25 protein-coding genes, 1 tRNA gene and 1 other RNA gene are annotated in these 22,548 nt (G+C 67.0%); 8 read left to right on the top strand and 19 right to left on the bottom strand.

The window, feature by feature from the left end; all coding sequences use genetic code 11:
* Positions 1-3: 3 nt before the first annotated feature.
* The 4 genes from ACE3QC_RS01140 to pyrH are packed head-to-tail and all read right to left on the bottom strand — an operon-like array spanning position 4 to position 2,765.
* Positions 4-786: a phosphatidate cytidylyltransferase gene (locus ACE3QC_RS01140; RefSeq protein ID WP_374405248.1), complete on the bottom strand. Its 783-nt coding sequence runs from the start codon at positions 784-786 to the stop codon at positions 4-6.
* Entirely contained in the window at positions 773-1,456 is a 684-nt protein-coding gene (gene uppS, locus ACE3QC_RS01135; RefSeq protein ID WP_374405247.1) for a polyprenyl diphosphate synthase, read from the bottom strand. Before uppS ends, ACE3QC_RS01140 begins: the two co-directional genes overlap by 14 nt.
* 25 nt (positions 1,457-1,481) lie before the next feature.
* The gene (gene frr / locus ACE3QC_RS01130) at positions 1,482-2,039 is read right to left on the bottom strand and encodes a ribosome recycling factor (protein ID WP_374405246.1); all 558 of its coding nucleotides are present in this window, start codon (positions 2,037-2,039) and stop codon (positions 1,482-1,484) included.
* A gap of 3 nt (positions 2,040-2,042) precedes the next feature.
* Positions 2,043-2,765, bottom strand: coding sequence for a UMP kinase (gene pyrH, locus ACE3QC_RS01125; protein ID WP_374406607.1), 723 nt, complete (start codon positions 2,763-2,765; stop codon positions 2,043-2,045).
* A gap of 80 nt (positions 2,766-2,845) precedes the next feature.
* Between pyrH and ACE3QC_RS01120 the strand changes: the two genes are divergently transcribed.
* Positions 2,846-3,730, top strand: coding sequence for a metallophosphoesterase (locus ACE3QC_RS01120; RefSeq protein ID WP_374405245.1), 885 nt, complete (start codon positions 2,846-2,848; stop codon positions 3,728-3,730).
* Positions 3,731-3,739: 9 nt separating this feature from the next.
* Here the strand turns inward: ACE3QC_RS01120 and tsf are convergent, their stop codons facing one another.
* Together tsf and rpsB are read right to left on the bottom strand one after the other, a co-directional pair.
* The gene (gene tsf / locus ACE3QC_RS01115; protein ID WP_374405244.1) at positions 3,740-4,666 is read right to left on the bottom strand and encodes a translation elongation factor Ts; all 927 of its coding nucleotides are present in this window, start codon (positions 4,664-4,666) and stop codon (positions 3,740-3,742) included.
* 88 nt (positions 4,667-4,754) lie between these two features.
* Positions 4,755-5,504 carry a 30S ribosomal protein S2 gene (gene rpsB, locus ACE3QC_RS01110; protein WP_374405243.1) on the bottom strand — a complete coding sequence of 250 codons (750 nt, stop codon included), beginning with the start codon at positions 5,502-5,504 and terminating at the stop codon, positions 4,755-4,757.
* A 349-nt stretch (positions 5,505-5,853) separates the two neighbouring features.
* On the opposite strand from rpsB, the gene ACE3QC_RS01105 reads away from it, so the two are divergent.
* Positions 5,854-6,123, top strand: coding sequence for a hypothetical protein (locus ACE3QC_RS01105; protein WP_374405242.1), 270 nt, complete (start codon positions 5,854-5,856; stop codon positions 6,121-6,123).
* Here the strand turns inward: ACE3QC_RS01105 and ACE3QC_RS01100 are convergent.
* Positions 6,074-6,904: a phosphatidylcholine/phosphatidylserine synthase gene (locus tag ACE3QC_RS01100; protein ID WP_374405241.1), complete on the bottom strand. Its 831-nt coding sequence runs from the start codon at positions 6,902-6,904 to the stop codon at positions 6,074-6,076. The two genes, ACE3QC_RS01105 and ACE3QC_RS01100, sit on opposite strands and share 50 nt — an antisense overlap.
* Before the next feature lie 22 nt (positions 6,905-6,926).
* Positions 6,927-7,676 carry a phosphatidylserine decarboxylase gene (locus tag ACE3QC_RS01095; protein ID WP_374406605.1) on the bottom strand — a complete coding sequence of 250 codons (750 nt, stop codon included), beginning with the start codon at positions 7,674-7,676 and terminating at the stop codon, positions 6,927-6,929.
* Between the two features lie 85 nt (positions 7,677-7,761).
* On the opposite strand from ACE3QC_RS01095, the gene ACE3QC_RS01090 reads away from it, so the two are divergent.
* Positions 7,762-8,850 carry a phosphatase PAP2 family protein gene (locus ACE3QC_RS01090; protein ID WP_374405239.1) on the top strand — a complete coding sequence of 363 codons (1,089 nt, stop codon included), beginning with the start codon at positions 7,762-7,764 and terminating at the stop codon, positions 8,848-8,850.
* Here ACE3QC_RS01090 and ACE3QC_RS01085 read toward each other — a convergent pair.
* Entirely contained in the window at positions 8,811-9,941 is a 1,131-nt protein-coding gene (locus ACE3QC_RS01085; RefSeq protein ID WP_374405238.1) for a beta-ketoacyl-ACP synthase III, read from the bottom strand. The genes ACE3QC_RS01090 and ACE3QC_RS01085 overlap by 40 nt on opposite strands.
* 113 nt (positions 9,942-10,054) lie before the next feature.
* On the opposite strand from ACE3QC_RS01085, the gene ACE3QC_RS01080 reads away from it, so the two are divergent.
* Entirely contained in the window at positions 10,055-11,725 is a 1,671-nt protein-coding gene (locus ACE3QC_RS01080) for a M28 family metallopeptidase (RefSeq protein WP_374405236.1), read from the top strand.
* A 12-nt stretch (positions 11,726-11,737) separates the two neighbouring features.
* On the opposite strand, the gene ACE3QC_RS01075 is transcribed toward ACE3QC_RS01080, so the two are convergent.
* Positions 11,738-11,823: transfer RNA gene (locus ACE3QC_RS01075), tRNA-Tyr, on the bottom strand.
* A 137-nt stretch (positions 11,824-11,960) separates the two neighbouring features.
* Here ACE3QC_RS01075 and ACE3QC_RS01070 point away from each other — a divergent pair.
* Positions 11,961-12,749 carry a TrmH family RNA methyltransferase gene (locus ACE3QC_RS01070; protein ID WP_374405235.1) on the top strand — a complete coding sequence of 263 codons (789 nt, stop codon included), beginning with the start codon at positions 11,961-11,963 and terminating at the stop codon, positions 12,747-12,749.
* A gap of 26 nt (positions 12,750-12,775) precedes the next feature.
* Positions 12,776-13,654 carry a hypothetical protein gene (locus ACE3QC_RS01065; RefSeq protein ID WP_374405234.1) on the top strand — a complete coding sequence of 293 codons (879 nt, stop codon included), beginning with the start codon at positions 12,776-12,778 and terminating at the stop codon, positions 13,652-13,654.
* Positions 13,655-13,724: 70 nt separating this feature from the next.
* Here ACE3QC_RS01065 and ACE3QC_RS01060 read toward each other — a convergent pair whose 3' ends face one another.
* Positions 13,725-14,006 carry an HU family DNA-binding protein gene (locus tag ACE3QC_RS01060; protein WP_374406603.1) on the bottom strand — a complete coding sequence of 94 codons (282 nt, stop codon included), beginning with the start codon at positions 14,004-14,006 and terminating at the stop codon, positions 13,725-13,727.
* Between the two features lie 205 nt (positions 14,007-14,211).
* Positions 14,212-16,626 carry an endopeptidase La gene (gene lon, locus ACE3QC_RS01055; RefSeq protein WP_374405233.1) on the bottom strand — a complete coding sequence of 805 codons (2,415 nt, stop codon included), beginning with the start codon at positions 16,624-16,626 and terminating at the stop codon, positions 14,212-14,214.
* On the opposite strand from lon, the gene ACE3QC_RS01050 reads away from it, so the two are divergent.
* On the top strand, positions 16,615-16,884 hold the full coding sequence (locus ACE3QC_RS01050) for a hypothetical protein (RefSeq protein WP_374405232.1): 270 nt from the start codon (positions 16,615-16,617) through the stop codon (positions 16,882-16,884). The genes lon and ACE3QC_RS01050 overlap by 12 nt on opposite strands.
* A gap of 34 nt (positions 16,885-16,918) precedes the next feature.
* Here the strand turns inward: ACE3QC_RS01050 and ACE3QC_RS01045 are convergent, their stop codons facing one another.
* Together ACE3QC_RS01045 and ACE3QC_RS01040 are read right to left on the bottom strand one after the other, a co-directional pair.
* A complete protein-coding gene (locus ACE3QC_RS01045) occupies positions 16,919-17,602 on the bottom strand; it encodes an AraC family transcriptional regulator N-terminal domain-containing protein (RefSeq protein ID WP_374406601.1) in 684 nt (227 codons plus the stop codon).
* Positions 17,603-17,611: 9 nt separating this feature from the next.
* A complete protein-coding gene (locus tag ACE3QC_RS01040; protein ID WP_374405230.1) occupies positions 17,612-17,800 on the bottom strand; it encodes a hypothetical protein in 189 nt (62 codons plus the stop codon).
* A 118-nt stretch (positions 17,801-17,918) separates the two neighbouring features.
* Between ACE3QC_RS01040 and ACE3QC_RS01035 the strand changes: the two genes are divergently transcribed.
* Positions 17,919-18,659 (top strand): SDR family NAD(P)-dependent oxidoreductase, encoded by a 741-nt coding sequence (locus tag ACE3QC_RS01035; RefSeq protein WP_374405229.1) that lies wholly within the window; start codon positions 17,919-17,921, stop codon positions 18,657-18,659.
* Between the two features lie 26 nt (positions 18,660-18,685).
* Here the strand turns inward: ACE3QC_RS01035 and ACE3QC_RS01030 are convergent, their stop codons facing one another.
* The 5 genes from ACE3QC_RS01030 to ACE3QC_RS01010 form a co-directional block, all read right to left on the bottom strand.
* Entirely contained in the window at positions 18,686-19,468 is a 783-nt protein-coding gene (locus tag ACE3QC_RS01030; protein ID WP_374405228.1) for a class II aldolase/adducin family protein, read from the bottom strand.
* Positions 19,469-19,598: 130 nt separating this feature from the next.
* Positions 19,599-19,940 carry a YbaB/EbfC family nucleoid-associated protein gene (locus ACE3QC_RS01025; RefSeq protein WP_374405227.1) on the bottom strand — a complete coding sequence of 114 codons (342 nt, stop codon included), beginning with the start codon at positions 19,938-19,940 and terminating at the stop codon, positions 19,599-19,601.
* A gap of 22 nt (positions 19,941-19,962) precedes the next feature.
* On the bottom strand, positions 19,963-21,723 hold the full coding sequence (locus ACE3QC_RS01020) for a DNA polymerase III subunit gamma/tau (protein ID WP_374405225.1): 1,761 nt from the start codon (positions 21,721-21,723) through the stop codon (positions 19,963-19,965).
* A 49-nt stretch (positions 21,724-21,772) separates the two neighbouring features.
* Positions 21,773-21,867: signal recognition particle sRNA small type (ffs, locus tag ACE3QC_RS01015), an RNA gene on the bottom strand.
* A gap of 199 nt (positions 21,868-22,066) precedes the next feature.
* The gene (locus ACE3QC_RS01010; protein WP_374405224.1) at positions 22,067-22,345 is read right to left on the bottom strand and encodes an NADH dehydrogenase ubiquinone Fe-S protein 4; all 279 of its coding nucleotides are present in this window, start codon (positions 22,343-22,345) and stop codon (positions 22,067-22,069) included.
* Between the last annotated feature and the right edge of the window lie 203 nt (positions 22,346-22,548).

The following is a 22,548-nucleotide window of genomic DNA, read 5'->3' as shown; positions in this document are numbered from 1 at the left end:
CCGTCAGTTCGCCACGGAAGCCGCCAGCGCGCCGACGGCAATGGCGACCGGCAACATGCCGTCCACTCGGTCGAACACACCGCCGTGCCCCGGGATCAGGCGCGAGCTGTCCTTCACGCCCGCGCGCCGCTTCAGCCAGCTTTCGAAGAAGTCGCCCGCCTGCGCCAGCACCGCCAGCCCCGCACCGAGCAGCGCGGCATTGCCCAGCCCTTCGGCGTCGAGCGGCAGGCCGAGCTCGAACCGCGGGCCGAGCCATGTCACTTCGCTGTCGATAGCGAGCACCCACAGCACGACCCACAGCGCGGATGCCGCCATGCCGCCCAGCAGCCCCGCCCATGTCTTGGATGGGCTGATACGCGGCGCGATCTTCGGCCCGCCGATCGTGCGCCCGGAGAAATAGGCGCCGGTGTCGGTAAAGATGGTCACGCCGAGAATGAGTATGACGAGAAAATCGCCCGCCCCGACGATGATCGCGGCGGCGATCCCGATGTAGAGCGCGCCCGCGATCAGCGCGGCGAGCCGATAAGGCACGTTGTCGGTCGCGCGCGAGACGAGGATCGCGAATTCGGCGAGGCAGGCGAAGGCGATGAGACCGATGAACAGGTCGAATACCTGCCCGCCCGCCCAGAACGCCGCACCCGCCACCGCGAGCATCACCGCGGCGGAGGCAAGCCGCACCGGCAAGTCGGACGTGCGCACCGCCAGCGGCACCGTCATGTAGCGCTTAGCGCGCGCCTTCAGCCGGTCGCGCTTGCGCATCTCGGATTTGTCGTCAGCGTCCGCCATAGCGGCGCTCCCTGCGTGCAAAATCGGTCAGCGCATCCGCCAGATGCGCGGGCGTGAAATCGGGCCACAGCGTGTCGACGAAGACCATTTCCGCATAGGCGCACTGCCACAGCAGAAAGTTCGACAGGCGCACCTCTCCGCTGGTGCGGATCAGCAGGTCGAGCGGCGGCAGGTCGGCGGTGTCGAGATGCGCGGCGATGCTCTCCACCGTGATTTCCCCGTCCGCCGCAGCGTTAGCTGCTGCGCGCGCGATTTCCTGCTGCGAGCCGTAGTTGAGCGCGACCGCCAGAGTGCGGCTGCCCCCGGCGGTCTGCGCCAGCGCATCCTCGAGCATTTCCACGATATCGGGTGCAAGCCCCTGCCAATCGCCGATAATCTTCAGCTTCACATCGTTGGCGACGAATTCGGGCAAGTCCGATTTCACGAACTTGCGCATCAGGTTCATCAGGTCGTCGACCTCGTCGCCGGGCCGCTTCCAGTTTTCCGAACTGAAGGCGTAAAGCGTCAGGCACTCGATCCCCATGCCGCCGAGGCCGCGCACCAGTTCGCGCACCGCCTCCACCCCGCGCTGGTGGCCCATCGCGCGCGGCAGGTGGCGGCGCTTGGCCCAGCGGCCGTTGCCATCCATGATGATGGCGACGTGCCGGGCGCTGTGGCCGTCCTGCGTCATCCTCTACCCCGGAACCGTAAACCCCTCACTGCGTCAGGATTTCCTTTTCCTTCTGCGCGGCCGCGGCATCGGCGTCGGCGACGAACTTGTCGGTCAGCTTCTGCACCTCGTCCTCGCTGCGCTTGCGCTCGTCCTCGGAGATTTCCTTCTTCTTCTCGTCTTCCTTGAGCGCTTCCATCCCGTCGCGGCGCACGTTGCGGATCGCGATCTTGGCCTGTTCCGCATACTGGCCCGCCAGCTTGGCGAGATCCTTGCGCCGCTCCTCGGTCAGGTCGGGCATCGGCAGACGGATGGTCTGGCCGTCGGTCATCGGGTTGAGGCCGAGGTTCGCCTTGGCGATCCCCTTCTCCACCGCGCTGACGTTCGCCTTGTCCCACACCTGCACGCTGAGCATGCGCGGTTCGGGCGCGGACACCGTCGCGACCTGGCTGAGCGGCATCATCGCGCCGTAGACCTCCGCCACCACCGGATCGAGCAGCGCGGTGTTGGCGCGGCCGGTGCGCAGGCCACCGAGGTCGCCTTTCAGGCTGTCCACCGCGCCCTGCATCCGGCGCTCGATATCGCTCTTGTCGTACTTCGCCATGTGTCAGGCTTCCTCTTTCACTATCGTGCGCACGCCCTCGCCCGCGAGAACCCGCGCGAGATTGCCCTTCTCGCGGATCGAGAAGACCACGATCGGGATTCCGTTGTCGCGGCACAGCGCGACGGCGGAGGCGTCCATCACCTTGAGATTGCTTGCCAGCACCTTGTCGTAACTGACGGTATCGAAACGTTTTGCTTGCGCGTTCTTCTTCGGGTCGCTGTCGTAGACCCCGTCGACGCTGGTACCCTTGAACAGCGCGTCGCAGCGCATTTCCGCCGCGCGCAAAGCTGCGCCGCTGTCCGTGGTGAAATACGGCGCGCCGACACCCGCGGCGAAAATCACCACCCGGCCCTTCTCGAGATGGCGTTCGGCGCGGCGGCGGATCACCGGCTCGCACACCTGGTCCATCTGCACCGCCGACTGCACCCGCGTCTGCACGCCGAGTTGTTCGAGTGCGTTCTGCATCGCCAGCGCGTTCATCACCGTGGCGAGCATGCCCATGTAGTCGGCCTGCGCGCGGTCCATGCCTTGGGCCGCGCCTGCCATGCCGCGAAAGATGTTGCCGCCGCCGATGACGAGGCAGACCTGCAGCCCGGTATCCTTGGCTGCCTTCACCTCTTTCGCGAGTTCGGCAACGAAGGCCGGATCGATCCCGAACTGCTGATCCCCCATCAGCACCTCGCCCGACAGTTTGAGCAATATACGCTTGTATTCGGGGGAGGACATAGGCGACACGGGTTCCGGTTCGATCTTGGGGTCGCCGGCGTCCTTAGCCGCCCCGACCCTCGTGCGCAAAGGGAAAGCCGGTGGCCGGGAAGCTGCGGCAATCGAGGAAAATCCGTTGGATCGCCGCGCTGCTCGCGCTGGCGACGATCGCGCTCGGCACGAAGGCATGGTCGGACACGATGCGCGACGCGGTGATCGAACGGACGCGTGTCACGCTGCCGGAGTTGCCCGACGACGCTGCCCCATTGCGCGTCGCGCTGATCAGCGACATCCACGTCGCCGGACCCGACATGCCGCCAGAACGGCTCGAGCGGATCGTGGCGCAGGTCAACGCGCTGGAGCCCGACGTGGTATTAATCGCGGGGGACCTCGTCAGCGACAAGCGCACTGCGACGCATATCTACACGCCCGAGCAGATCGTAGCCCCGCTAGGTGCGCTCGATGCGCCGCTCGGCGTGATCGCAGTGCCGGGCAACCACGACCACTGGTTCGACATGCCCGGACTGGCCGCGGAACTCGACCGCCACGGGATCGCGCTGCTCGCCAACGAAGCGATGCAGGCAGGGCCGCTGGCGATCGGCGGTCTCGACGACGATTATACCGGCCGCGCCGACATCGCTGCGACCCTGGCCGCACTGGGCCGGCTTCGCGGCGCGCGGATCGTTCTCAGCCATAGCCCCGACCCGTTTCCCGAAATGCCGGGCTCGATCCCGCTCATGCTGGCCGGGCATACGCACTGCGGCCAGATCGCCTATCCGTGGGGAGGCGCGCCAGCGCATTTGTCCGATTACGGCGATCGCTACGGCTGTGGCCGGGTCGACGAGAACGGCAAGACGCTGATTGTCGGCGCAGGCCTCGGCACCAGCCTGATCCCGCTGCGGCTGTTCACTCAACCGACCGTATGGCTGATAGAACTGCGGCCGCCGGAGCAAGTCGCTCCAACGGCCGCAAATTCGCGTATGTAGCGCGGAAGGTCAGCCCGCGACGGCGGCGGCGACTTCCGCCGCGAAGTCGCTTTCTTCCTTCTCGATGCCTTCGCCGAGCTGGAAGCGGACATAGTCCTTCAGCACGATCGGCTTGCCCGCGTCCTTGCCGGCCTTGGCGACGACGTCGGCGATGGCGGTCTTGTTGTCCATCACGAAGACCTGGCTGAGCAGCGCGTTTTCCTTGGCGAACTTCTTCACCGCGCCGTCGACCATCTTTTCCTGCACTTCGGCGGGCTTGCCGCTCTCGGCGGCCTTTTCGGCGGCGATCTTGCGCTCGCGCTCGATCACCTCGGCGTCGAGCCCGTCGGCGTCGAGCGCCTGCGGAAACGCGGCGGCGATGTGCATCGCGAGCTGCTTGCCCAGCGTGTCAAGCGTGCCGGCGTCGGCCTCGCTCTCGAGCGCGACGAGCACGCCGATCTTGCCGAGGTTCGGCGCGGCGGCATTGTGGACGTAGGGCACGACCACGCCTTTATCGACCGAGACGGTCTTCATCCGGCGAACCTGCTGGTTCTCGCCGATCGTCGCGACGTTGTCGGTCAGCTTGTCGGCCACGGTGCCGCCATCGGGATACGACGCGGACTTGAGCGCATCGACATCGTCGCCGGACACGCCGAGAGCAGCCTCGGTGGTCTTGCGCACGAAATCCTGGAACTTGTCGTTCTTGGCAACGAAGTCGGTTTCGGAGTTCACCTCGACGGCGACGCCCTTCAGCCCTTCGACGGCCACGCCGACGAGGCCCTCGGCCGCGGTGCGGCTGGACTTCTTCTGCGCGGTGGCGAGGCCCTTGGCGCGCAGCGCGTCGACCGCGGCCTCGATATCGCCGTTCGCGGCTTCGAGCGCCTTCTTGGCGTCCATCATGCCCGCGCCGGTCTTCTCGCGCAGGGTCTTCACGTCAGCGGCAGTGAATGCGGCCATTGTCGTTTCCTCGTATGAATTCGGGGCGCCGGCCCCGCGGGTGCTCGGGTCCGGCGCCTATATGGTGTGCGTTACAGCGGGTTGAAGGTCAGGCGGCCGCTTCGGCGGGCGGCTGCTCCATCGCACCGATGTCGTCGCCCGAATCGGCGACCTTGCCACCACGGCCCGAGACCGCGGCGTCGCGCACGGCGTCGCAATAGAGGCGCACCGCGCGGCTGGCGTCGTCGTTGCCCGGAACCGGGAAAGCGATGCCCGTGGGATCGACGTTGGTATCGAGCACGGCGACGACCGGGATGCCGAGCACGTTGGCTTCCTTGATCGCCAGGTCTTCCTTGTTCGCGTCGATCACGAACATCACGTCGGGGATGCCGCCCATGTCGCGGATGCCGCCGAGCGAAAGCTCCAGCTTGTCGCGCTCGCGCGTGAGCTGGAGGACTTCCTTCTTGGTCAGGCCCGAGGTGTCGCCCGAGAGCTGCTCTTCGAGCGTCTTGAGGCGCTTGATCGACTGGCTGATCGTCTTCCAGTTGGTGAGCATGCCGCCCAGCCAGCGGTGGTTGACGAAGTGCTGGCCCGAGGCGCGCGCGGCTTCCGCGATCGGCTCCTGCGCCTGGCGCTTGGTGCCGACGAACAGCACCTTGCCGCCCGAGCGAACGGTCTGCTCGACGAAATCGAGCGCGCGTGCGAACAGCGGCACGGTCTGCGACAGGTCGATGATGTGGACACCGTTGCGCGCGCCGAAGATGTACGGCTTCATGCGCGGGTTCCAACGGTGGGTCTGGTGGCCGAAGTGCGATCCGGCCTCGATCAATTGCTGCATCGTGACGGTGGAAGCCGCCATAGGTAATTCCTTCCGGTTATGCCTCTGGAGAGCTGGAACCCGTGCGGCGATCCCGCGGCAGGCACCGGTATGTGGCGCTCTCCATGTGGATTTGCAGTGGCGATCCCGATCAGCGAACCGGTCGGAAGTTGCCACGCGGGCGCGCCCTTAGCGAGGTTCGGCGAGGAAAGCCAGACTCAATCTGCCGCTTGCCAGGCAGCACCTGTCGCTAATAGCGCTTGACACATAAGAACAAATAGAGAACACAGGGTGTGTCGCTGGAACGACTCATGCGGCAAGTTAGTTATCCACAGCAAACCCACAGGCTGTCAACAAGCCTTCGGGATCGCTTATCGCAAGGATCACGATCATGACAGGCGTCATTCTCTTCGCGTTTTTCGCGGTTGTCGCCATCGGCGCCGTTGCCGTGCTGGCCGACAGCTTTCTGCGAGGACGTGACGCGTTCGCGCGTCTTCGGTGCGAACTGCGACAGTCCGCACTGAGCGGGGGCATCGTGGTGACGATCGTGGATTTCGCGGCGCACGAAGTGCCCGCCGCTCCTCGCCTGCGGGTTAGCCGTCGCGCGAAATTTAACTGTCGCGCGCCGACACCGAGACAGCGGCTCGCCGTGGCCGCCTGACCCGGGCATAACGCATCAGCGCATAGGGCATCAGCGCGAGATAGCCGATGCAGATCGCCGCGAGCGTCCACCATGGCTCGAGCAGCAGCGCGGCGAACACGATCCCGACCAGTGCGATCACTTCCAGCCTGACGTTGCGACGCGGGCGGATCGAAGCCCAGCTGAAGGTCGCGACGTTGGAGATCATCAGGAAAGCGATCGCGACCATCCAGATCGCGCATACGATAGGCTCGCGGAATTCCTCCCAGCCGGTCGCCATCCACAGGTAGAACGGCAGGAACGCCAGCCCGGCACCGACCGGCGCGGGAACGCCGGTGAGGAATCCGGCCGACTTGTGCGGCTGCTCGTCCACGTCGATCTGCGCGTTGAAGCGCGCGAGCCGCAAGGCGCAGCAGATCGCGAAGGCGAGCGAAGCGAACCAGCCGAGCCGGGGCAGATCCTGCAGGGTCCACAAGTAAAAGATGATCGCCGGCGCCATGCCGAACGAAAGCGAATCGGCGAGGCTGTCGAGCTCCGCACCGAAGCGCGACTGCGCCTTGAGGAGCCGCGCGATGCGCCCGTCGATCCCGTCGAGCAGCCCGGCGAGGATGATTGCGAAGATCGCCAGCCGCCAGTTCTCGCCGATCGCGAAGCGAATGCCGGTGAGACCCGAACACAATGCCGCGGCGGTGATCGCGTTCGGTAGCACCGCGCGCAATGACAGCCCGCGGACGCGCCCGGCGGCGACCGGGACCTCGTCTTCGGCGGCCTTGGGGCCGACCCGGGGGTAATCGTCGCTCATGACAGGCGCGTAGCTTCGACCGTCACTGGGCGATGCCCTCGATCAGCTTCTGTTCGCCGATCTCGGCCAGCACGGTTTCGCCGGCGACGACCTTCTGCCCGACCAGCACCTTCGAATCGGTGCCCGCCGGCAGGTATACGTCGACCCGGCTGCCGAAGCGGATCAGGCCGACCCGCGCGCCCACCGCGAGCGTGTCGCCCGGCTTGACGAAGGGGACGATGCGCCGCGCGACGAGCCCGGCGATCTGGGTGAAGCCGATCGCCAGCCCGTCCTGCCGCTCGATCAGGATATGCTGGCGCTCGTTCTCCTCGCTCGCCTTGTCGAGGTCGGCGTTGACGAACTTGCCCGGGATATAGACCAGCCGCCGCACGGTGCCGCCGATCGGCGCGCGATTGATGTGCACGTCGAACACGCTCATGAAAATGGAGACGCGCGTGACCGGCCCCTTGGGCAGCGCCAGCGTGCCGCTGCCGTCGTCCATCGTCAGTTCGGCTGGCGGCTCGACCGTCGCGATCAGCGAGACCAGGCCGTCCGCCGGGGAGACGATCGAACGGTCGTCCTGCGGCACCACGCGTTCGGGATCGCGGAAGAACGCGAACACGCCGAGCGAGAGGAACGCCATCGGCCAGGCCAGCGTCTCCCACGCGAGGAATGCGAATACCAGGCTGATCGCGATCGCGATGAGCCCGAACTTGCGCCCTTCGGGATGGATCGCCGGCCACTGCCAGCCCACATCCCCGCGCCCTTTGTTGTCGACCAGTTCGCCTGCCATCCCCGACATCTAGGGTCCCGGCCGGTAACTGGCAATGCCGCATCGCGTTAGGCGGATGCTTACCATATCGCGGTATCGGCCGGGCATGGACAGGCGTGAGGACACTGCCGCAGGCTGGGCGCGGCGCTGGATCGGCGAACTGCCGATAGTCGCGATCGCGGCCGCGCTGCTGGCGCTGTGCACCGCCATCCTTGCCGCCAACGGCATCGGGCTGAACGCGAACCCGATCCTCGCCAACGCCCGGTTGTTCGGGTTCGCGGTCGTCGCCGTGGCCTCGGTCGACGCGGTAATCCACCTCGCCCGCCATCGCCCGGCCGAACCGATCGCCGCGCTGCACCGCCGCTATGCCGGGCCCGAAGCGTTGCGTCGGTGGCTCGCCGGTATGCCGATGCTCGCGCTGTGCGTGATGCTGATCCCGTTCTTCTCGAAGATGAAGGCGGCGATCCCGCTGTTCGCCGACTACACCTGGGACGGCACCTTCATCGCGTGGGACCGGGCACTGTTCTTCGGCCACGACGCCTGGCAGGTGCTGCAGCCGGCGCTCGGTTATCCGCTCGTTACCGCCGCGCTGGCGTTCCTCTATCATGCCTGGTTCCTGCTGCTCTATCTCGGCTGCCTCTATTTCGCCTTCGCCCGGATCGATTCGATGGTCCGGCGGCAGTTTTTCCTGACCTACGTCCTCGCGTGGTCGGTGATTGGCGGCGGGTTCGCGACCTTGCTCGCTTCGGTCGGGCCGTGCTTCGTCGGCCCGCTGCTCGGCGACGCGACGTTCGATGCGCAGATGGCCTATTTGCGCGCAGCGGACGCGCAGGTGCCGGTGATGACGCTCGACGTGCAGCAGATGCTGCTCGACTGGCACCGGTCGGACGCCAACGGCCTCGGCAGCGGGATCACCGCGATGCCCTCGATGCACGTCGCGATCGTGTTCCTCTTCTGGCTCGCGCTGCGCCGCGCCGCGTCGCGCGCTGGCCGCTGGATGCTCGCATTCGCCGCGGTGATCTGGATCGGATCGGTCCACCTCGCCTACCACTACGCGGTCGACGGCATCGTCTCTGCGGTGCTGGTCGCGCTGTTGTGGCGCGCCTCGGGCATGGTGTTCGCCTGGTGGGACGCGCGCACCGGAAACGCGCGGTTTCAGCCCGCCTTGCGCACGAACACCGTTCCCGCCGAATAGCCCGCCCCGAAGCTGCAGATCAGCCCGGTATCGCCCGGCGCGAGGTCACCGCTGTGGAGATGGAAGGCGATGATCGAGCCCGCGCTCGAGGTGTTGCCATAGGTATCGAGCACCGTCGGGCTTTCGTCCTCGTTCGCCTCGTGCCCCAGCACGCGCTGCGCGATCAGCCGGTTCATCCCCGCATTGGCCTGGTGCAGCCACAGGCGGCGCAGGCCCTGCGGATCGATCTCGAGCCGGTCCGCCTCGTCGACGATCATCTGCGCGACCATCGGCACGACTTCCTTGAACACCTTGCGCCCTTCCTGGACGAACAACTTGTCGGGCGCGTCCGCGCTGTCGGGATGCGCGCGGTTGAGGAAGCCGAAGTTGTTGCGGATGTTGTTGGAGAACACCGTCTTCAGCCGCGTGCCGAGGATGTCCCAATGCGCCGCCGGGGCCAGCGCGGCGTCCTCCACCAGCACCGCGGTCGCCACGTCGCCGAAAATGAAGTGGCTGTCCCGGTCGCGCCAGTTGAGGTGCCCGCTGGTGATCTCCGGGCTGACCACCAGCACGCTGCGCGCATTGCCTGCGCGGATATAGTCGGCGGCGGTCTGGATGCCGAACGTGGCCGACGAGCACGCCACGTTCATGTCGAAGCCGAAGCCGTCGATCCCCAGCGCCTGCTGGATTTCGATCGCCATCGCCGGATAGGGGCGCTGCATGTTGGATGCGGCGCACAGCACCGCGTCGACATCGGCCGCATCACGCCCCGCCCTCCCCAGCGCGTCGCGCGCGGCAGCGACCCCGATCTCCGCCAGCACCGACAGGTCCTCGTCGGGCCGCTCGTCCCAGCGCGGGGCCATCACCTCGGGATCGAGCACCGGCGCCTTGGCCATCACATGGCGCGCCTTGATCCCGCTCGCCTTCTCGATGAATTCGGTCGAACTGGGCTCCAGCGCCGCCACCTCACCCGCGGCGATCGCCTCGGCATGGGCCGTGTTGTGCTGCTCGACATAGGTGTTGAAGCTGGCGACCAGTTCGGCGTTGGAGATGCTCTCGGGCGGCGTGAACAGGCCGGTCGCGGAGATGACGGGGCGGTGCGTGGTTTGCATGGCGATTCACTAAGCGTCTCGCCCGAACCGGGCAAGCGCGAGCGAACGGCATCGGTTCACAGCGCCCCTCCGGATGGCTAGGCTGCGCGCTTTTCCGCAACCGGGGACCGCCCATGATCTTTCGCCCAGCCGCCTTCGCCGCCGTCTGTCTCGTTTCGTCCGCTGCCATTGCGCAGGACGCCGCCGACACCACCGCGCAGATCGACGCGGACAACCTGACCGAGACGGTGCGCACGCTCGCGTCCGACCAGTTCGAGGGCCGCGCGCCCGGCACCGTGGGCGAGGAGCGGACGATCGGTTACCTGATCGGCCGCCTGCAGGCGCTCGGGCTCGAACCCGGCGGCGAGGACGGCACGTGGACGCAGCGGGTCCCGCTGCTGCACACCCAGCTCGGCGAGCCCGCCACGCTCGCGTTCACCCATGGCGGCGAGGCGCAGCCGCTCGATTTCCCGACCGACATCTACGTCTCCACGCTTCAGCCGAACGACGTCGCACGGATCGACGGCGCACCGCTCGTCTTCGTCGGCTACGGCGTTCACGCGCCCGAGCGCGGATGGGACGATTTCAAGGATGTCGATCTGACGGGCAAAGTCGCGGTGTTCCTCGTCAACGATCCCGATTTCCATGCGGCTGCGGGCGAGCCGGTGGCGGGCAAGTTCGGCGACCGGACGATGACCTACTACGGCCGTTGGACCTACAAGTTCGAGGAAGCCGCGCGGCGCGGCGCGGTGGGCGCGCTGATCGTCCACGAGACCGAAGGCGCGGGCTACGGCTGGAACGTGATCGAGAGCCCCGGCGGTGAGAACTATGACGTGGTTCGCGCGCCCGACGAGGTGACCAGCCTCGCGTTGCAGGGCTGGATCTCGGGCGAGACCGCGCAAGCGTTGTTCGCCGACGCCGGGCTCGATCTCGCGCAACTGAGCGAAGCCGCGCGGCGCGCCGATTTCGCGCCGGTTGATATGGAAACCACACTCGCGGCGCAGTTCCCGGTCGAACACGAGGTCGTGCAAAGCCAGAACGTGCTGGCGAAGATCACCGGCAGCGCTCGGCCCGACGAAACGGTGATCTACGGCGCGCACTGGGACGCCTACGGCAAGGGCGAGCCCGATACGCAAGGGCGCATCTACCGTGCGGGCGCCAACGACGATGCGCTGGGCGTCGCCGGGCTGTTCGAGATCGCCCGCGCGTTCGAGGCCGCGCCGCAGCCCGAGCGCAGCATCGTCTTCGCGTTCTGGACGGCCGAGGAGCGCGGCTTGCTCGGCTCGGAATACTATGCCGCCAACCCGATCTATCCGATCGACAAGACGGTCGCGAACCTCGGCCTCGACATCCTCCAGACCGCGGGCCGCGCAAAGGACGCGATCCTCGTCGGCAAGGGTCAGGGCACGCTGGAGGACGACATGGCGCGCTTCGCCGCCGCACAGGGCCGCACGGTGACCGAGGAAAGCCTGCCCGAACGCGGACTGTTCTACCGCGCCGACCACTTCAGCTTCGCCAAGCGCGGCGTGCCCGTGCTGCTGATGATGGGCATCGCGGGCGCGTCGGATCTGGTCGAAGGCGGCACGGCCGCCGGGCAGGCGTGGGTCGATGACTACACCGGCCGCTGCTACCACGCGGCGTGCGACGCCTGGAGCGAGGACTGGAACCTCGCCGGTGCGGTGCAGGATATCGCGCTGTTCCACGCGATCGGCAGCGATCTGGCCAACTCGGACCGCTGGCCGGGCTGGAAGGACGGCTCCGAATTCAAGGCGATCCGCGAAGAAAGCGCCGCGGCGCGCGAGTGAGCGAGAGGCAGGTGGTGGACAGGGCTGGATTCGAACCAGCGTACGCTTGCGCGGGCAGATTTACAGTCTGCTGCCTTTAACCACTCGGCCACCTGTCCACATGCCTGGCTTGCGGGAAATGGTGCCCTGCCGAAGCGGGCCCCTTGCCGAGAGGCGCCCCTTTGGCGAAGCGGCGCTTGCCTGTCAATGGGGCCGCTGGCATGGGCCGGGCGATCGATCGAACAGGGAGTTTCCAGTGGCGAAAGGTGACCGCAAGCGGGCGTTGCGCGGGCGTGCCGGGCGGATGCAGGGTGGGCGCGGCAGCGGCCGGGCGAGCACCGGGCAAGTGCGCCTGTGGGGCCGCCATGCGGTCGAAGCGGCGCTGAAGAACCCGGCGCGCAGCCACCGCAAGCTGTGGGCGACGCGTGAGGGTGTCGAATCGCTCGATGGCGAGCTGCCCGCCGATTTCCCGGTCGAATATGCCGACGTGTCCGATCTCGCCCGGCTCGTCGCGCGCGATGCGCCGCATCAGGGGCTGGTGCTCGAATGTGCGCCGCTGGAGGACGTGCATCTGGACGAGGTGCTGGGCGGCGATCCGGCGCGGCCGCTGGTGGTGCTCGACCAGGTGACCGATCCGCACAACGTCGGCGCGATCCTGCGCTCCGCCGCGGCGTTCGATGCCTGCGCGATCGTGACGCAGGACCGGCACGCGCCGCCCGAATCGGGCGTGGTGGCGAAGTCCGCCTCGGGCGCGCTCGAGGTCGTGCCGTGGGTGCGGGTGGTCAATCTCGCGCGCGCGCTGGAGAGCGCGGCGGAGGCCGGCTACTGGCGCATCGGGCTGGCCGGCGAAGCCGACGCGAGCCTCGCCGAAGCCCTGCCCGCCGGGCTGGTCGCGCTGGTGCTCGGCGCCGAGGGCGAAGGTATGCGGCACAATATCGGCGCGCACTGCGATGCGCTGGCCCGCCTGCCGATCAGCGAGCGGATGGAGAGCCTGAACGTCTCCAACGCCGCCGCGATCGCGCTCTATGCTGTGGCGACACGCTGATCCGAATAACGTCATAGCGGGTATCGATGACCGTTTTCCCGACTTTCAAGCGGCTCGCGAGTGCCGGGTTCGCCGCCTTGGGCGCCGCGCTGCTCACCGGTTGCATGCTCTCCCCCGGCGCGTTCACCTCGCAACTCGAGCTGATGAAGAACGGCACGTTCGCCTACGCCTACGAGGGCGAAATCCATCTCTTCGGGCTGAGCAAGCTTGCGGAAATGAGCAATCCGAAGCCGGAACTGGAAGACGAATACACGCCGCAGCCGTGCTACGACGACGATACCTTCGAGGACCGCGAATGCACCGCGGAAGAACTGGCGCAGCAGGAAATCGACTGGGCGGAGCAGCGCGAGGCGCGCGAGCGTGATCGCGAGCGGGAAACGCAAATGATGCGCGCGATGTTCGGCGGGATCGACCCGTCCGATCCCGAGGCTGCGCAGGATCTGGCCGCGCGGCTGGAGCGGCAGGCGGGCTGGGACAGCGTGGAATATCTCGGCGACGGCGAGTTCGCTGTCAGCTTCCGCATCACGGGGCGGCTCGACCACGATTTCGTGTTCCCGACGATCGAGCAGATGCCGATGGCGAATTCGTTCGTCCATGTCGCGCTGCGTGATGGCGACAGGGTTCGGATCGACGCGCCGGGCTTCGCGGCGCAGAGCGGCACCAATCCGATGCAGGCCATGATGTTCGCTGGGATATCCGAGCCGTTTACCGGTGCAGGCCCTTCGGACGAAAGCCAGCCGCCGCTCCCCGAGATGAAGGGGACGTTCCGCATCGTCACCGATGGCCGAATCCTGGCGAACAACACCGACGCGGGGCCCGCCGAGGACGGCGGACGGCAGGTGCTCGAATGGCAGGTCGACCGGCGCGCGCAGGCGGCGCCGATGGCGCTGATCGAGCTCGACTGAGCGCATGAAAAAGCCGCGCTCGCCCAGCGGCGGCGCGGCTTTTCGGTTGGCCGGCGCGCGGCCCGTGGCGTCAGTTGACGCTGTCTTTCAGGCCCTTGCCCGCCTTGAACTTCGGCTGATTGGACGCCTTGATCGTCATCGGCTCGCCCGTACGCGGGTTGCGCCCGGTCGAGGCCTTGCGGCGCGCGACGGAGAACGTTCCGAACCCGACCAGCCGCACTTCGTCGCCCTTCGACAGCGACTTGGTGATCGCGTCGAACACCCCTTCGACCGCACTCGACGCGTCGCTCTTCGAAAGGCCGCTGGTGTCCGCGACGGCGCTGATCAGATCGTTCTTGTTCATTCTGGGAATCCCCCTGACATCGAGTTGGAAAACGGGCTTCGGTGAATCGCCTCTCCGAAAGGGCGGGATTTGAACGCGTTTTTGGCGAGGCTGTCAAAGGCAAATCCGGAACTATGCGACCGACCGGCAACGATCCGGCACGATTCGGGACAAATCGTGGAGCATCGTTGCGCATTGCCGAAAGATGAAGCCCGCACTCGCCGTCGCAGGCGAATCAATGCGCGGTCGGCGGCTGCTCCCCGGTCGCCTGCCCCGGATGCGCCGGCTGGCTGGCGAGATCGTCCGCCTCGGTCCACTCGATCGGCGACGGCTGCGAGACGAGCGCATGCTCGAGCACCTGATCGACGTGCGCGACGGGCAGGATCTCCAACCCGTCCTTCACGTTGGCCGGGATTTCAGCGAGGTCCTTCACGTTCTCTTCGGGAATCAGCACCGTCTTGATCCCCCCGCGCAGCGCGGCAAGCAGCTTTTCCTTCAGGCCCCCGATCGCCAGCACGCGCCCACGCAGGGTGACCTCGCCGGTCATCGCGACGTCGGGCCGCACCGCGATGCCGGTCAGCGTGGAGACGATCGAGGTGACCATGCCGACGCCCGCGCTCGGCCCGTCCTTGGGCACCGCGCCTTCGGGCAGGTGGATGTGGATGTTCCTGCGCTGGAAGATCGAAGGCTTGATGCCGTAAGCGGGCGCGCGCGCCTTCACGAAGCTGAACGCGGCCGCGACGCTCTCGTTCATCACCTCGCCGAGCTTGCCGGTGGTTTTCGCCTCGCCCTTTCCGGGCGTTGTAACGCTTTCGATCGTCAGCAGTTCGCCGCCGACTTCGGTCCAGGCGAGCCCGGTGACCGCGCCGACCTGCGCCTCTTCCTCCGACACGCCATGCTTGAACTTGCGCACCCCGGCGAACTCGCCGAGGTTGTCGGGCGTCACGGTGACGCTCTCGGCCTTGCCTTCGACGATCCGCCGCAGGCTCTTGCGCGCCAGCCGTGCGATCTCACGCTCCAGCGTGCGCACGCCCGCTTCGCGGGTGTAGTGGCGGATCAGGTCGCGCAGGGCTTCCTCGGTCAGCGAGAACTCGCCGTCCTGCAGCCCGTGCGCCTCGACCTGCTTGGCGATCAGGTGGCGCTGCGCGATCTCGACCTTCTCGTCCTCGGTATACCCCTCCAGCCGGATGATCTCCATCCGGTCGAGCAGCGGCTGCGGCAGGTTGAGGCTGTTCGCGGTGGTCACGAACATCACGTCCGAAAGGTCGATGTCGAGTTCGAGGTAGTGATCCTGAAACTTCGCGTTCTGTTCGGGATCGAGCACCTCGAGCAGCGCCGAGGCCGGATCGCCGCGGAAATCCTGCCCCAGCTTGTCGATCTCGTCGAGCAGGAACAGCGGGTTCGACTTGCCCGCCTTCTTGAGGTTGGTGACGATCTTGCCCGGCAGCGAGCCGATGTAGGTGCGGCGGTGGCCGCGAATCTCGGCCTCGTCACGCACGCCGCCGAGGCTCTGGCGCACGAATTCGCGGCCCGTGGCGCGCGCGATCGACTTGCCGAGGCTGGTTTTGCCCACGCCCGGCGGGCCGACGAGGCACAGGATCGGGCCCTTGAGCTTGTTGGTGCGCGCCTGCACCGCGAGATACTCGACGATCCGGTCCTTGACCTTCTCCAGCGCGTAGTGGTCCTCGTCGAGCACCGCCTGCGCCTCGCCCAGATCCTTCTTGAGCTTCGAGGTCTTGCCCCACGGCAGGCCGAGCAGCACGTCGAGGTAGTTGCGGATGACGGTCGCCTCCGCGCTCATCGGCTGCATCGATTTCAGCTTCTTGAGTTCGCTCTCGGCCTTGGCCTTGGCTTCCTTCGAGAGCTTCAGCTTCTCGATCTTGGCCTGCAGTTCGGCGATCTCGTCGCCGTCCTCGCCGTCGCCGCCCAGCTCGTTCTGGATCGCCTTCATCTGCTCGTTGAGGTAGTATTCGCGCTGGGTCTTCTCCATCTGCCGCTTTACGCGGCCGCGGATCTTGCGCTCCACCTGCAGGACGGACAGCTCGCCTTCCATGAACGACATGACCATTTCGAGCCGCTTCAACGGATCGCGCTCGGTCAGCAGCGCCTGCTTGTCCGATACCTTGGCGGCGATCGCGGCGGCGATCGTATCGGCGAGTTGGCCGGCGTCGTCGATCTCGTCGAGCTCGTCGCCCGCGCCCTCGCCCAGCTTCTTGTCGAGCTTGGCGTATTCGCCGAAGCGCTCGATCACCTGGCGCATCATCGCCACCACTTCGTTGCCCGAGGCGGTTTCGGGCTCGAGCGGGGTCACCTCGGCGACCATGAAATCGCCGTTGGGTTTGATGTCCTCGATCCGCGCGCGGGCGCTGCCTTCCACCAGCACGCGCACGGTGCCGTCGGGCAGCTTCAGCAGCTGGAGCACCTGCGCCACCGTGCCCATGTCGTAGAGATCGTCCATCCCCGGATCGTCGCAGCCCGGATCGAGCTGCGAGAGCAGGAAGATGTCCTTGTTCCCATCCTCACCCTTGCCGTTCGCCATCGCTTCTTCCAGCGCGGCGACCGACTTGTCGCGGCCCACGAACAACGGGACGACCATGCCGGGAAACACGACGATGTCGCGCAAGGGAAGAAGGGGGTAATGCTGTTTCATGCTGTCAATCCGTCCGTCGGGCGCGGCAAGATGCGCGCCTCGCTTGGCGTCGGATATGGGAACCCGCCCGCCGCGCCGCAACGCCCGCAGGCTGCGAAGCTGTGGATGCCGCGCGGCGCCGGGCGAGACATGGACCACATGTTACACTGTCCTGAGACGAAAAAATCGCCGGGGCGCGAGCGCCGGGCGGGCGGGATGTTTCCGGGGGCAATGCGATGGTGCGGCATGGCGGCAGACTGGCAAATCGGCGCGATGTAGGAAAACGGTTTGTGGCGGGCCGGATTGCCCTGGCTCAGCGCTGGAGATCGGCGACCGGCGCGTTGCCGAACATGCCCTTGTACTCCCGGCTGAATTGCGACGGGCTGAGATAGCCCACCAGATAGGCCACGCGCGAGACGTTGGCGCTGCCGGCCGCCAGCAGCCTGCGCGCTTCATGCAGGCGCATATGGCGCTGGAAGGCGAGCGGGCTGAACCCCGTTACCGCCTTGAAATGCCGGTGGAACGAGGTCACGCTCATCCCCGCCGACGCCGCCAGTTCGGGGATGGAAACGGGTTCGCTGTGGTTTGCGGCGAGCCAGTCCGCCGCCGCCTTGAGTTGCCGGAACCGCTCGTCGCGCGGGCCGAGCTGGCGCAGCGTGTCGCCCATCGGGCTTTGCAGCAGGCGATAATAGAGTTCGGCCTCGTAATGCGGCGCGAGCATGTCGGCATCGTCGGGGTTGGCGACGAGGCCGACGAGGCGGGCGAAGGCATCGCCGACCGGACCGTCAAGATCGCCCGCCGCGACCACGCATGTCCAGCGATCTTCCCGTTTGGGCATATCGAGCATGACGCGGATAAGCAGGTCGATATCGAGCTGGAGGCCGATCCCGACATACGGATGCACGAGCGTCGCCCCGCTCAACTGGTGGCTGTATGGCACGCCGAGCGACGATACCGCACAGCCCCCGGCCGTCATATCGAAGCGATTGGCGCCGATGATGAGGGTCTAGGTGCCCCGCAGAACGGCGTAGAACATAGGATCGAACAGGGCAGGCGTCGGCGGGGTGTCGCGCGTGCCGGACCATACCGTCATGCGCGGAACGGGTGTCGCGAAGCCGGTCAGTTCCGGCTGATGCCCAATGTACGGGGCGGTGTGATCCAGCAGGCGGTCGGCGAGGTTCGGGTAGGGGTCCATAGCCTCACAGATAGCGATTTGGCAGGATCGGGCAAATCTCTGGTGCGATCGGGAATGCCGCCGCTGCCATGCGGCCCCATTCTCGGAGCCTTCAGAAACGTTATCGAAAGGACCACGGATGACAGATCTCACCAGTAAGCGCGCCCTCGTCACCGGAGGATCGCGCGGTATCGGCGCCGCGATCGCAAAAGCGCTGGCCGAAAACGGCGCGGATGTCGCGATCACCTATCAAAGCTCGGCCGGACGCGCGCAGGGCGTCGTCGCCGAGATCGAGAAGCTGGGCAGGCGCGCGGTAGCGATCGAGGCCGACAGCGGCGACGTCGATGCCATCAGGCGCAGCGTCGAGGAAACCGTGAAGGCGCTGGGCGGGATCGACATCCTCGTCAACAATGCGGCCGTCGGCGTGGGCGGGATGATAGCGGACCTCGATTTCGACCAGTTCCAGAAGATGCTCGACGTAAACGTGCGCGGGCCGGTCGCCTATGCGCAGGCCGCGATACCGCACCTGAAGGACGGGGGCCGGATAATCTCGATCGGATCGGCGCTGGGCGACCGCGTGCCCTTCCCCGGCATCACGGCCTATTCGATGTCGAAATCCGCGCTGCTTTCCTTCACTCGCGGGCTGGCGCGCGAACTCGGCCCTCAGGGCATCACGGTGAACATCGTCGCCCCCGGTTCGACCGATACCGAAATGAACCCGGCGGACGGCGAGCAGGCCGATTACCAGCGCAGCCTCACGGCGGTCGGGCGCTACGCCAAGCCGCGCGAGATCGCCGACGTGGTAGCGTTCCTCGCCAGCCCCGCCGCCGCGATGGTGACCGGCGGCGTGGTCACGGTGGATGGTGGCGCGAACGCCTGACGCCAATCAGATGGGCAGGCCCCGCCCTATTCCCGGAACCCCGGGTCGATCCGGTCGAGCTTGCGCAGGAGAGCGGGCCAGGCGAGCGCATTGGCGACCATGCCGATGCCGGCGGGCGGGGTCTGCGCCTTGACCTTCTCGGGCGTGCCCTGCGGCGGATTATGCAACCCGTCGCGCCCCGCGGCGAGCATCTTCACCTGTGCGTCGCACGCGCGCTCGACGAAATAGAGCCGCAGGAAGCATTCGCCCACGCTCTTGCCGATCGCCAGCGTGCCGTGGTTGCGCAGGATCATGACGTGCTTGTCGCCCATGTCCTCGACCAGCCGCTCGCGCTCCTCGAGATCGGTCGCGATGCCCTCGTACTCGTGATAGGCGATGTCGCTGCGCGCGATCATGCCGGTCTGCGTGTGCTCCATCAGCCCCTCGGCCATCGCGCTGACCGCCTGGCCCGAGGGCGTGTGGAGGTGCATCACCGAATGCGCATCCTCGCAGTTCATGTGCAGCGCCGAATGGATCGTGAAGCCCGCCGGATTGACCGGGTGCGAGGTGGGGATGACCGGCTGCCCCTCGACGTCGATCTTGACGAGGCTGGACGCGGTGATCTCCTCGAACATCATGTCGTAGGGGTTGATGAGGAAATGATGCTCCGGCCCCGGCACACGGACGGAGAGGTGGGTGAAGATCAGGTCGTCCCAGCCATAGAGCGCGACGAGACGATACGCGGCGGCGAGATCGACCCGCACCGCCCATTCCTCGTCCGGAACCTGCGCGCGGATATCGGCATCCGAACCGCTCGCGTTGTCGTTCATCACCGTTGCCATGGCTGCCTCTCGATTGGTTGTCTTTCGCTACCGGTAGCATGGAAACGAACGACACTGCACCGGATTTCTCGGGGCGAACCGATGGCGCTGGGTCGTGGAAGGCGAAGCGAAGCGCGCTTCACCCCATGCCCGGCAGGTTGAACCCCGGCGGCAGGCCGAGCCCGCCCTGCATCTTCTGCATCTCTTCGTTGGAAACGCGGTCGGCCTTGTCGCGCGCGTCGTTGAAGGCGGCGGTGACGAGGTCCTCGACCATCTGCTTTTCTTCCGGCTTCATCAGGCTCTCGTCGATCGCGACGCGCAGGATGCGGCCCTTGGCGCTCGCCTTGACGGTGACGAGGCCGCCACCCGCGGTGCCTTCCACCTCGATCGCGTCGAGCTTGGTCTGCATCTCGCCCATCTGGCTCTGGATCTGCTCGGCGGCCTTCTGCGCGGCCTGGATCATCTCTTCCATCGATTGCATCGTTCGTATCCTCGGGTGGGGGTTATCGGCCCCAGGCCTGCTTGCCTGCGGGCTGCACGTCGGCGTCCTCGACCATCTCGGCCTCGGGAAACGCCTCGAAAGCGGCTTCGACCAGCGGGTGCGCGCGCAGCTTCGCCTTGGCTTCGGCCTTAGCGGCCTCGTCGCGTTCGCGCAGGCTCGGCGCACCGCCGGCCTCGCGTTGTTCGATTTCCCAGCGCTCGCCGTCCAATTTGGAAAGCGTGTCGCGGAATTCGGCCGCCGGATCGCCCGCGAAACCTTCGGCCAGCGCATAGACGAGGCGGCCCTGCGTCAGCTCGATCGGACGGACCCAGTCGCGCATCGTCTGCTCCACACGCAGCGCGCCCGAATTACCGACCCGGTCGACCAGCGCCTCCCAATCGAGCGCAGCGCTCGCACCACCGCTCGCCCCCTGCCCCACGGAGGCGGGCGCGGCGACGCCGTTCGCGGCCATGTCGTCGAGCTTCTTGGCCAGCTTGCCCGGATCGGGCAGATCGGCGGCGTGGAGCACGCGGAGCAGCGCCATCTGCGCGGCGACCAGCGGATCGGGCGCCTGCCGCACCTCGTCGTGCCCCTTGAGCAGCAGTTGCCACAGGCGATGGAGCTGGCCCGCCGAAAGTCGCCCGGCCCAGTCGGCCAGCGCGGCGCGTTCCTCCGCGCTCGGCGCGTCGGGCTCGGCCTGGCCGATCTGCGCGACGGTGATCCGGTGGACGAGATCCATCAGCCCGCGCATCAGCGCAAGCGGCTCGACCCCGAGCGCATATTGGTCGGCCACGCCCACCAGCAGGGCCTGCGCATCGCCTTCGAGGATCGTGCCGAGCAGCCGCCGCTGCGCGCCCTTGTCGGCCAGCCCGAGCATGTCGCGCACCCGTGCGGCGGTGACCCGCTGGTCGTCGCCCATGTCGGCATGCGCGATCGCCTGATCGAGGATCGAGAGCCCGTCGCGCACCGACCCTTCGGCGGCGGCGGCGACCATGTACAGCGCCTCCGGCTCCACCGCGACGCCTTCCTGCTCGCAGACCCACGCGAAATGCGCCTGCAGCAGTTCGGCGGGGATGCGGCGCAGGTCGAAACGCTGGGTGCGGCTGAGCACGGTGACCGGCAGCTTGTCGACCTCGGTGGTCGCGAACAAGAACTTCACATGCGCGGGCGGTTCCTCAAGTGTCTTGAGCAAGGCATTGAAAGCGTTGCGCGACAGCATGTGGACTTCGTCGATGATGTAGATCTTGTAGCGCGCGGAGACGGCGGCATAGCGCACCGCCTCGATGATCTCGCGCACGTCGTCGACGCCGGTGTGGCTGGCCGCGTCCATCTCGATCACGTCGATATGGCGGCCCTCGGCAATCGCGGTGCACGGCTCGCACACGCCGCACGGGTCGATCGTCGGGCCGCCTTGCCCGTCCGGCCCGACACAGTTCAGCGCCTTGGCGATCAGCCGCGCGGTCGAGGTCTTGCCCACCCCGCGCACCCCGGTCATCAGGAAGGCATGCGCCAGCCGGTCGCGCTCGATCGCATTGGCGAGCGTGCGCACCATCGGTTCCTGCCCGATCAGCTCGGAGAAGGTCTGCGGGCGATACTTGCGCGCGAGCACGCGGTAGGGCTGGTTCGCGGGCGGCGCGGCAGGTTTCGGCTTGGGCGCGGCGGCGGGCGGTGCATCGCCGAACATCGCGGACTGGCCTGCCGCCTCGAGATCGGCGGCGCTCGGCGCTTCGGCGTCGCCCTCTTCCCACGGAAGGTCGGCGGGATTGTCCGGTGAATCACCCATGACCGACAGGTAGGGCGAATGCCGGCGAATGTCATGCGGATGCTGGAACAAAAAAGGAGCCGGGCGACCCGCCGCAATCCACCTGGGCTGCTTCCTTCCGGACCTGACCCGGTGAGCGAACGCAAACGTCCACCCGACTCCCGGCCGGGCATATGGCGGGATGCGCGAGGGATTACAACTCGATTGTAGGACTCACGCGGAGGCGCGGACACGCGGAGGGCTTTCGCCTGCGGCGCAGCCGCACTCTATCTTCCAGTGTGACCGAGAGGCGGGGTTTGCAGATAACGCGCCTTCGGCGGCTGCGGAGACACCTCCGCGTCTCTGCGTCTCCGCGTGATCGACGCTACCGGAAATTGTCGGCGTAGGCCTGGATTTTCAGGTTGCGCGGCGGGGTGGCGTGGATGCGGGCGGGGATGCCGTATTTCGCGGCATAGGCCTTCGCGGCGTCCTTGTCGGGGAAGGTGAGTTGCACCTGCGCCTGCGTGTCGGCGCTGCCCGTCCAGCCCATCAGCGGATCGGCGCGACGCGCCTCGGACTGCTCGAATTCGAGCACCCATTCGTCGGTCCGCGCCTTGCCGGACTGCATCGCATTCTTCGGTCGCTGGTAGATTCGTGCTGGCATGTCTGGCGCTTTTCACTCGGGCGGGATGAAAATCAAGGTTCTTCGGGTTTGGTTCACGCGGAGGGCGCGAAAGAAAAAATCCCCTCACACGAAGACACGAAGACACAAAGATGTGTCTCCCGCGGCGAAGCCGCAGCCCATCTTCGCGTGCTGCGCTGGCGGTTGATGCGCCTTCGGCGCGAGGATGTGCAGCAGCTTCGTGC

It is taken from the genome of Pelagerythrobacter sp., assembly GCF_041912895.1.
Classification (GTDB): domain Bacteria; phylum Pseudomonadota; class Alphaproteobacteria; order Sphingomonadales; family Sphingomonadaceae; genus Pelagerythrobacter.
The sequence above is the reverse complement of the archived record's forward strand: the minus strand, read 5'-3'. Positions and strand labels throughout refer to the sequence as shown.

Coding starts and splice junctions, on each gene's coding strand:
- ACE3QC_RS01095 (WP_374406605.1), bottom strand. CDS start 7,676: ATGGCAGGCGAACTGGTCGACAACAAAGGGCGCGGGGATGTGGGCTGG.
- ACE3QC_RS01140 (WP_374405248.1), bottom strand. CDS start 786: ATGGCGGACGCTGACGACAAATCCGAGATGCGCAAGCGCGACCGGCTG.
- ACE3QC_RS01035 (WP_374405229.1), top strand. CDS start 17,919: ATGACAGATCTCACCAGTAAGCGCGCCCTCGTCACCGGAGGATCGCGC.
- ACE3QC_RS01025 (WP_374405227.1), bottom strand. CDS start 19,940: ATGCAATCGATGGAAGAGATGATCCAGGCCGCGCAGAAGGCCGCCGAG.
- ACE3QC_RS01020 (WP_374405225.1), bottom strand. CDS start 21,723: ATGGGTGATTCACCGGACAATCCCGCCGACCTTCCGTGGGAAGAGGGC.
- ACE3QC_RS01050 (WP_374405232.1), top strand. CDS start 16,615: ATGCTGTTTCATGCTGTCAATCCGTCCGTCGGGCGCGGCAAGATGCGC.
- uppS (WP_374405247.1), bottom strand. CDS start 1,456: ATGACGCAGGACGGCCACAGCGCCCGGCACGTCGCCATCATCATGGAT.
- frr (WP_374405246.1), bottom strand. CDS start 2,039: ATGGCGAAGTACGACAAGAGCGATATCGAGCGCCGGATGCAGGGCGCG.
- ACE3QC_RS01080 (WP_374405236.1), top strand. CDS start 10,055: ATGATCTTTCGCCCAGCCGCCTTCGCCGCCGTCTGTCTCGTTTCGTCC.
- ACE3QC_RS01105 (WP_374405242.1), top strand. CDS start 5,854: ATGACAGGCGTCATTCTCTTCGCGTTTTTCGCGGTTGTCGCCATCGGC.
- ACE3QC_RS01010 (WP_374405224.1), bottom strand. CDS start 22,345: ATGCCAGCACGAATCTACCAGCGACCGAAGAATGCGATGCAGTCCGGC.
- ACE3QC_RS01085 (WP_374405238.1), bottom strand. CDS start 9,941: ATGCAAACCACGCACCGCCCCGTCATCTCCGCGACCGGCCTGTTCACG.
- ACE3QC_RS01040 (WP_374405230.1), bottom strand. CDS start 17,800: ATGGACCCCTACCCGAACCTCGCCGACCGCCTGCTGGATCACACCGCC.
- pyrH (WP_374406607.1), bottom strand. CDS start 2,765: ATGTCCTCCCCCGAATACAAGCGTATATTGCTCAAACTGTCGGGCGAG.
- ACE3QC_RS01030 (WP_374405228.1), bottom strand. CDS start 19,468: ATGAACGACAACGCGAGCGGTTCGGATGCCGATATCCGCGCGCAGGTT.
- ACE3QC_RS01065 (WP_374405234.1), top strand. CDS start 12,776: ATGACCGTTTTCCCGACTTTCAAGCGGCTCGCGAGTGCCGGGTTCGCC.
- ACE3QC_RS01100 (WP_374405241.1), bottom strand. CDS start 6,904: ATGAGCGACGATTACCCCCGGGTCGGCCCCAAGGCCGCCGAAGACGAG.
- tsf (WP_374405244.1), bottom strand. CDS start 4,666: ATGGCCGCATTCACTGCCGCTGACGTGAAGACCCTGCGCGAGAAGACC.
- lon (WP_374405233.1), bottom strand. CDS start 16,626: ATGAAACAGCATTACCCCCTTCTTCCCTTGCGCGACATCGTCGTGTTT.
- ACE3QC_RS01090 (WP_374405239.1), top strand. CDS start 7,762: ATGGACAGGCGTGAGGACACTGCCGCAGGCTGGGCGCGGCGCTGGATC.
- rpsB (WP_374405243.1), bottom strand. CDS start 5,504: ATGGCGGCTTCCACCGTCACGATGCAGCAATTGATCGAGGCCGGATCG.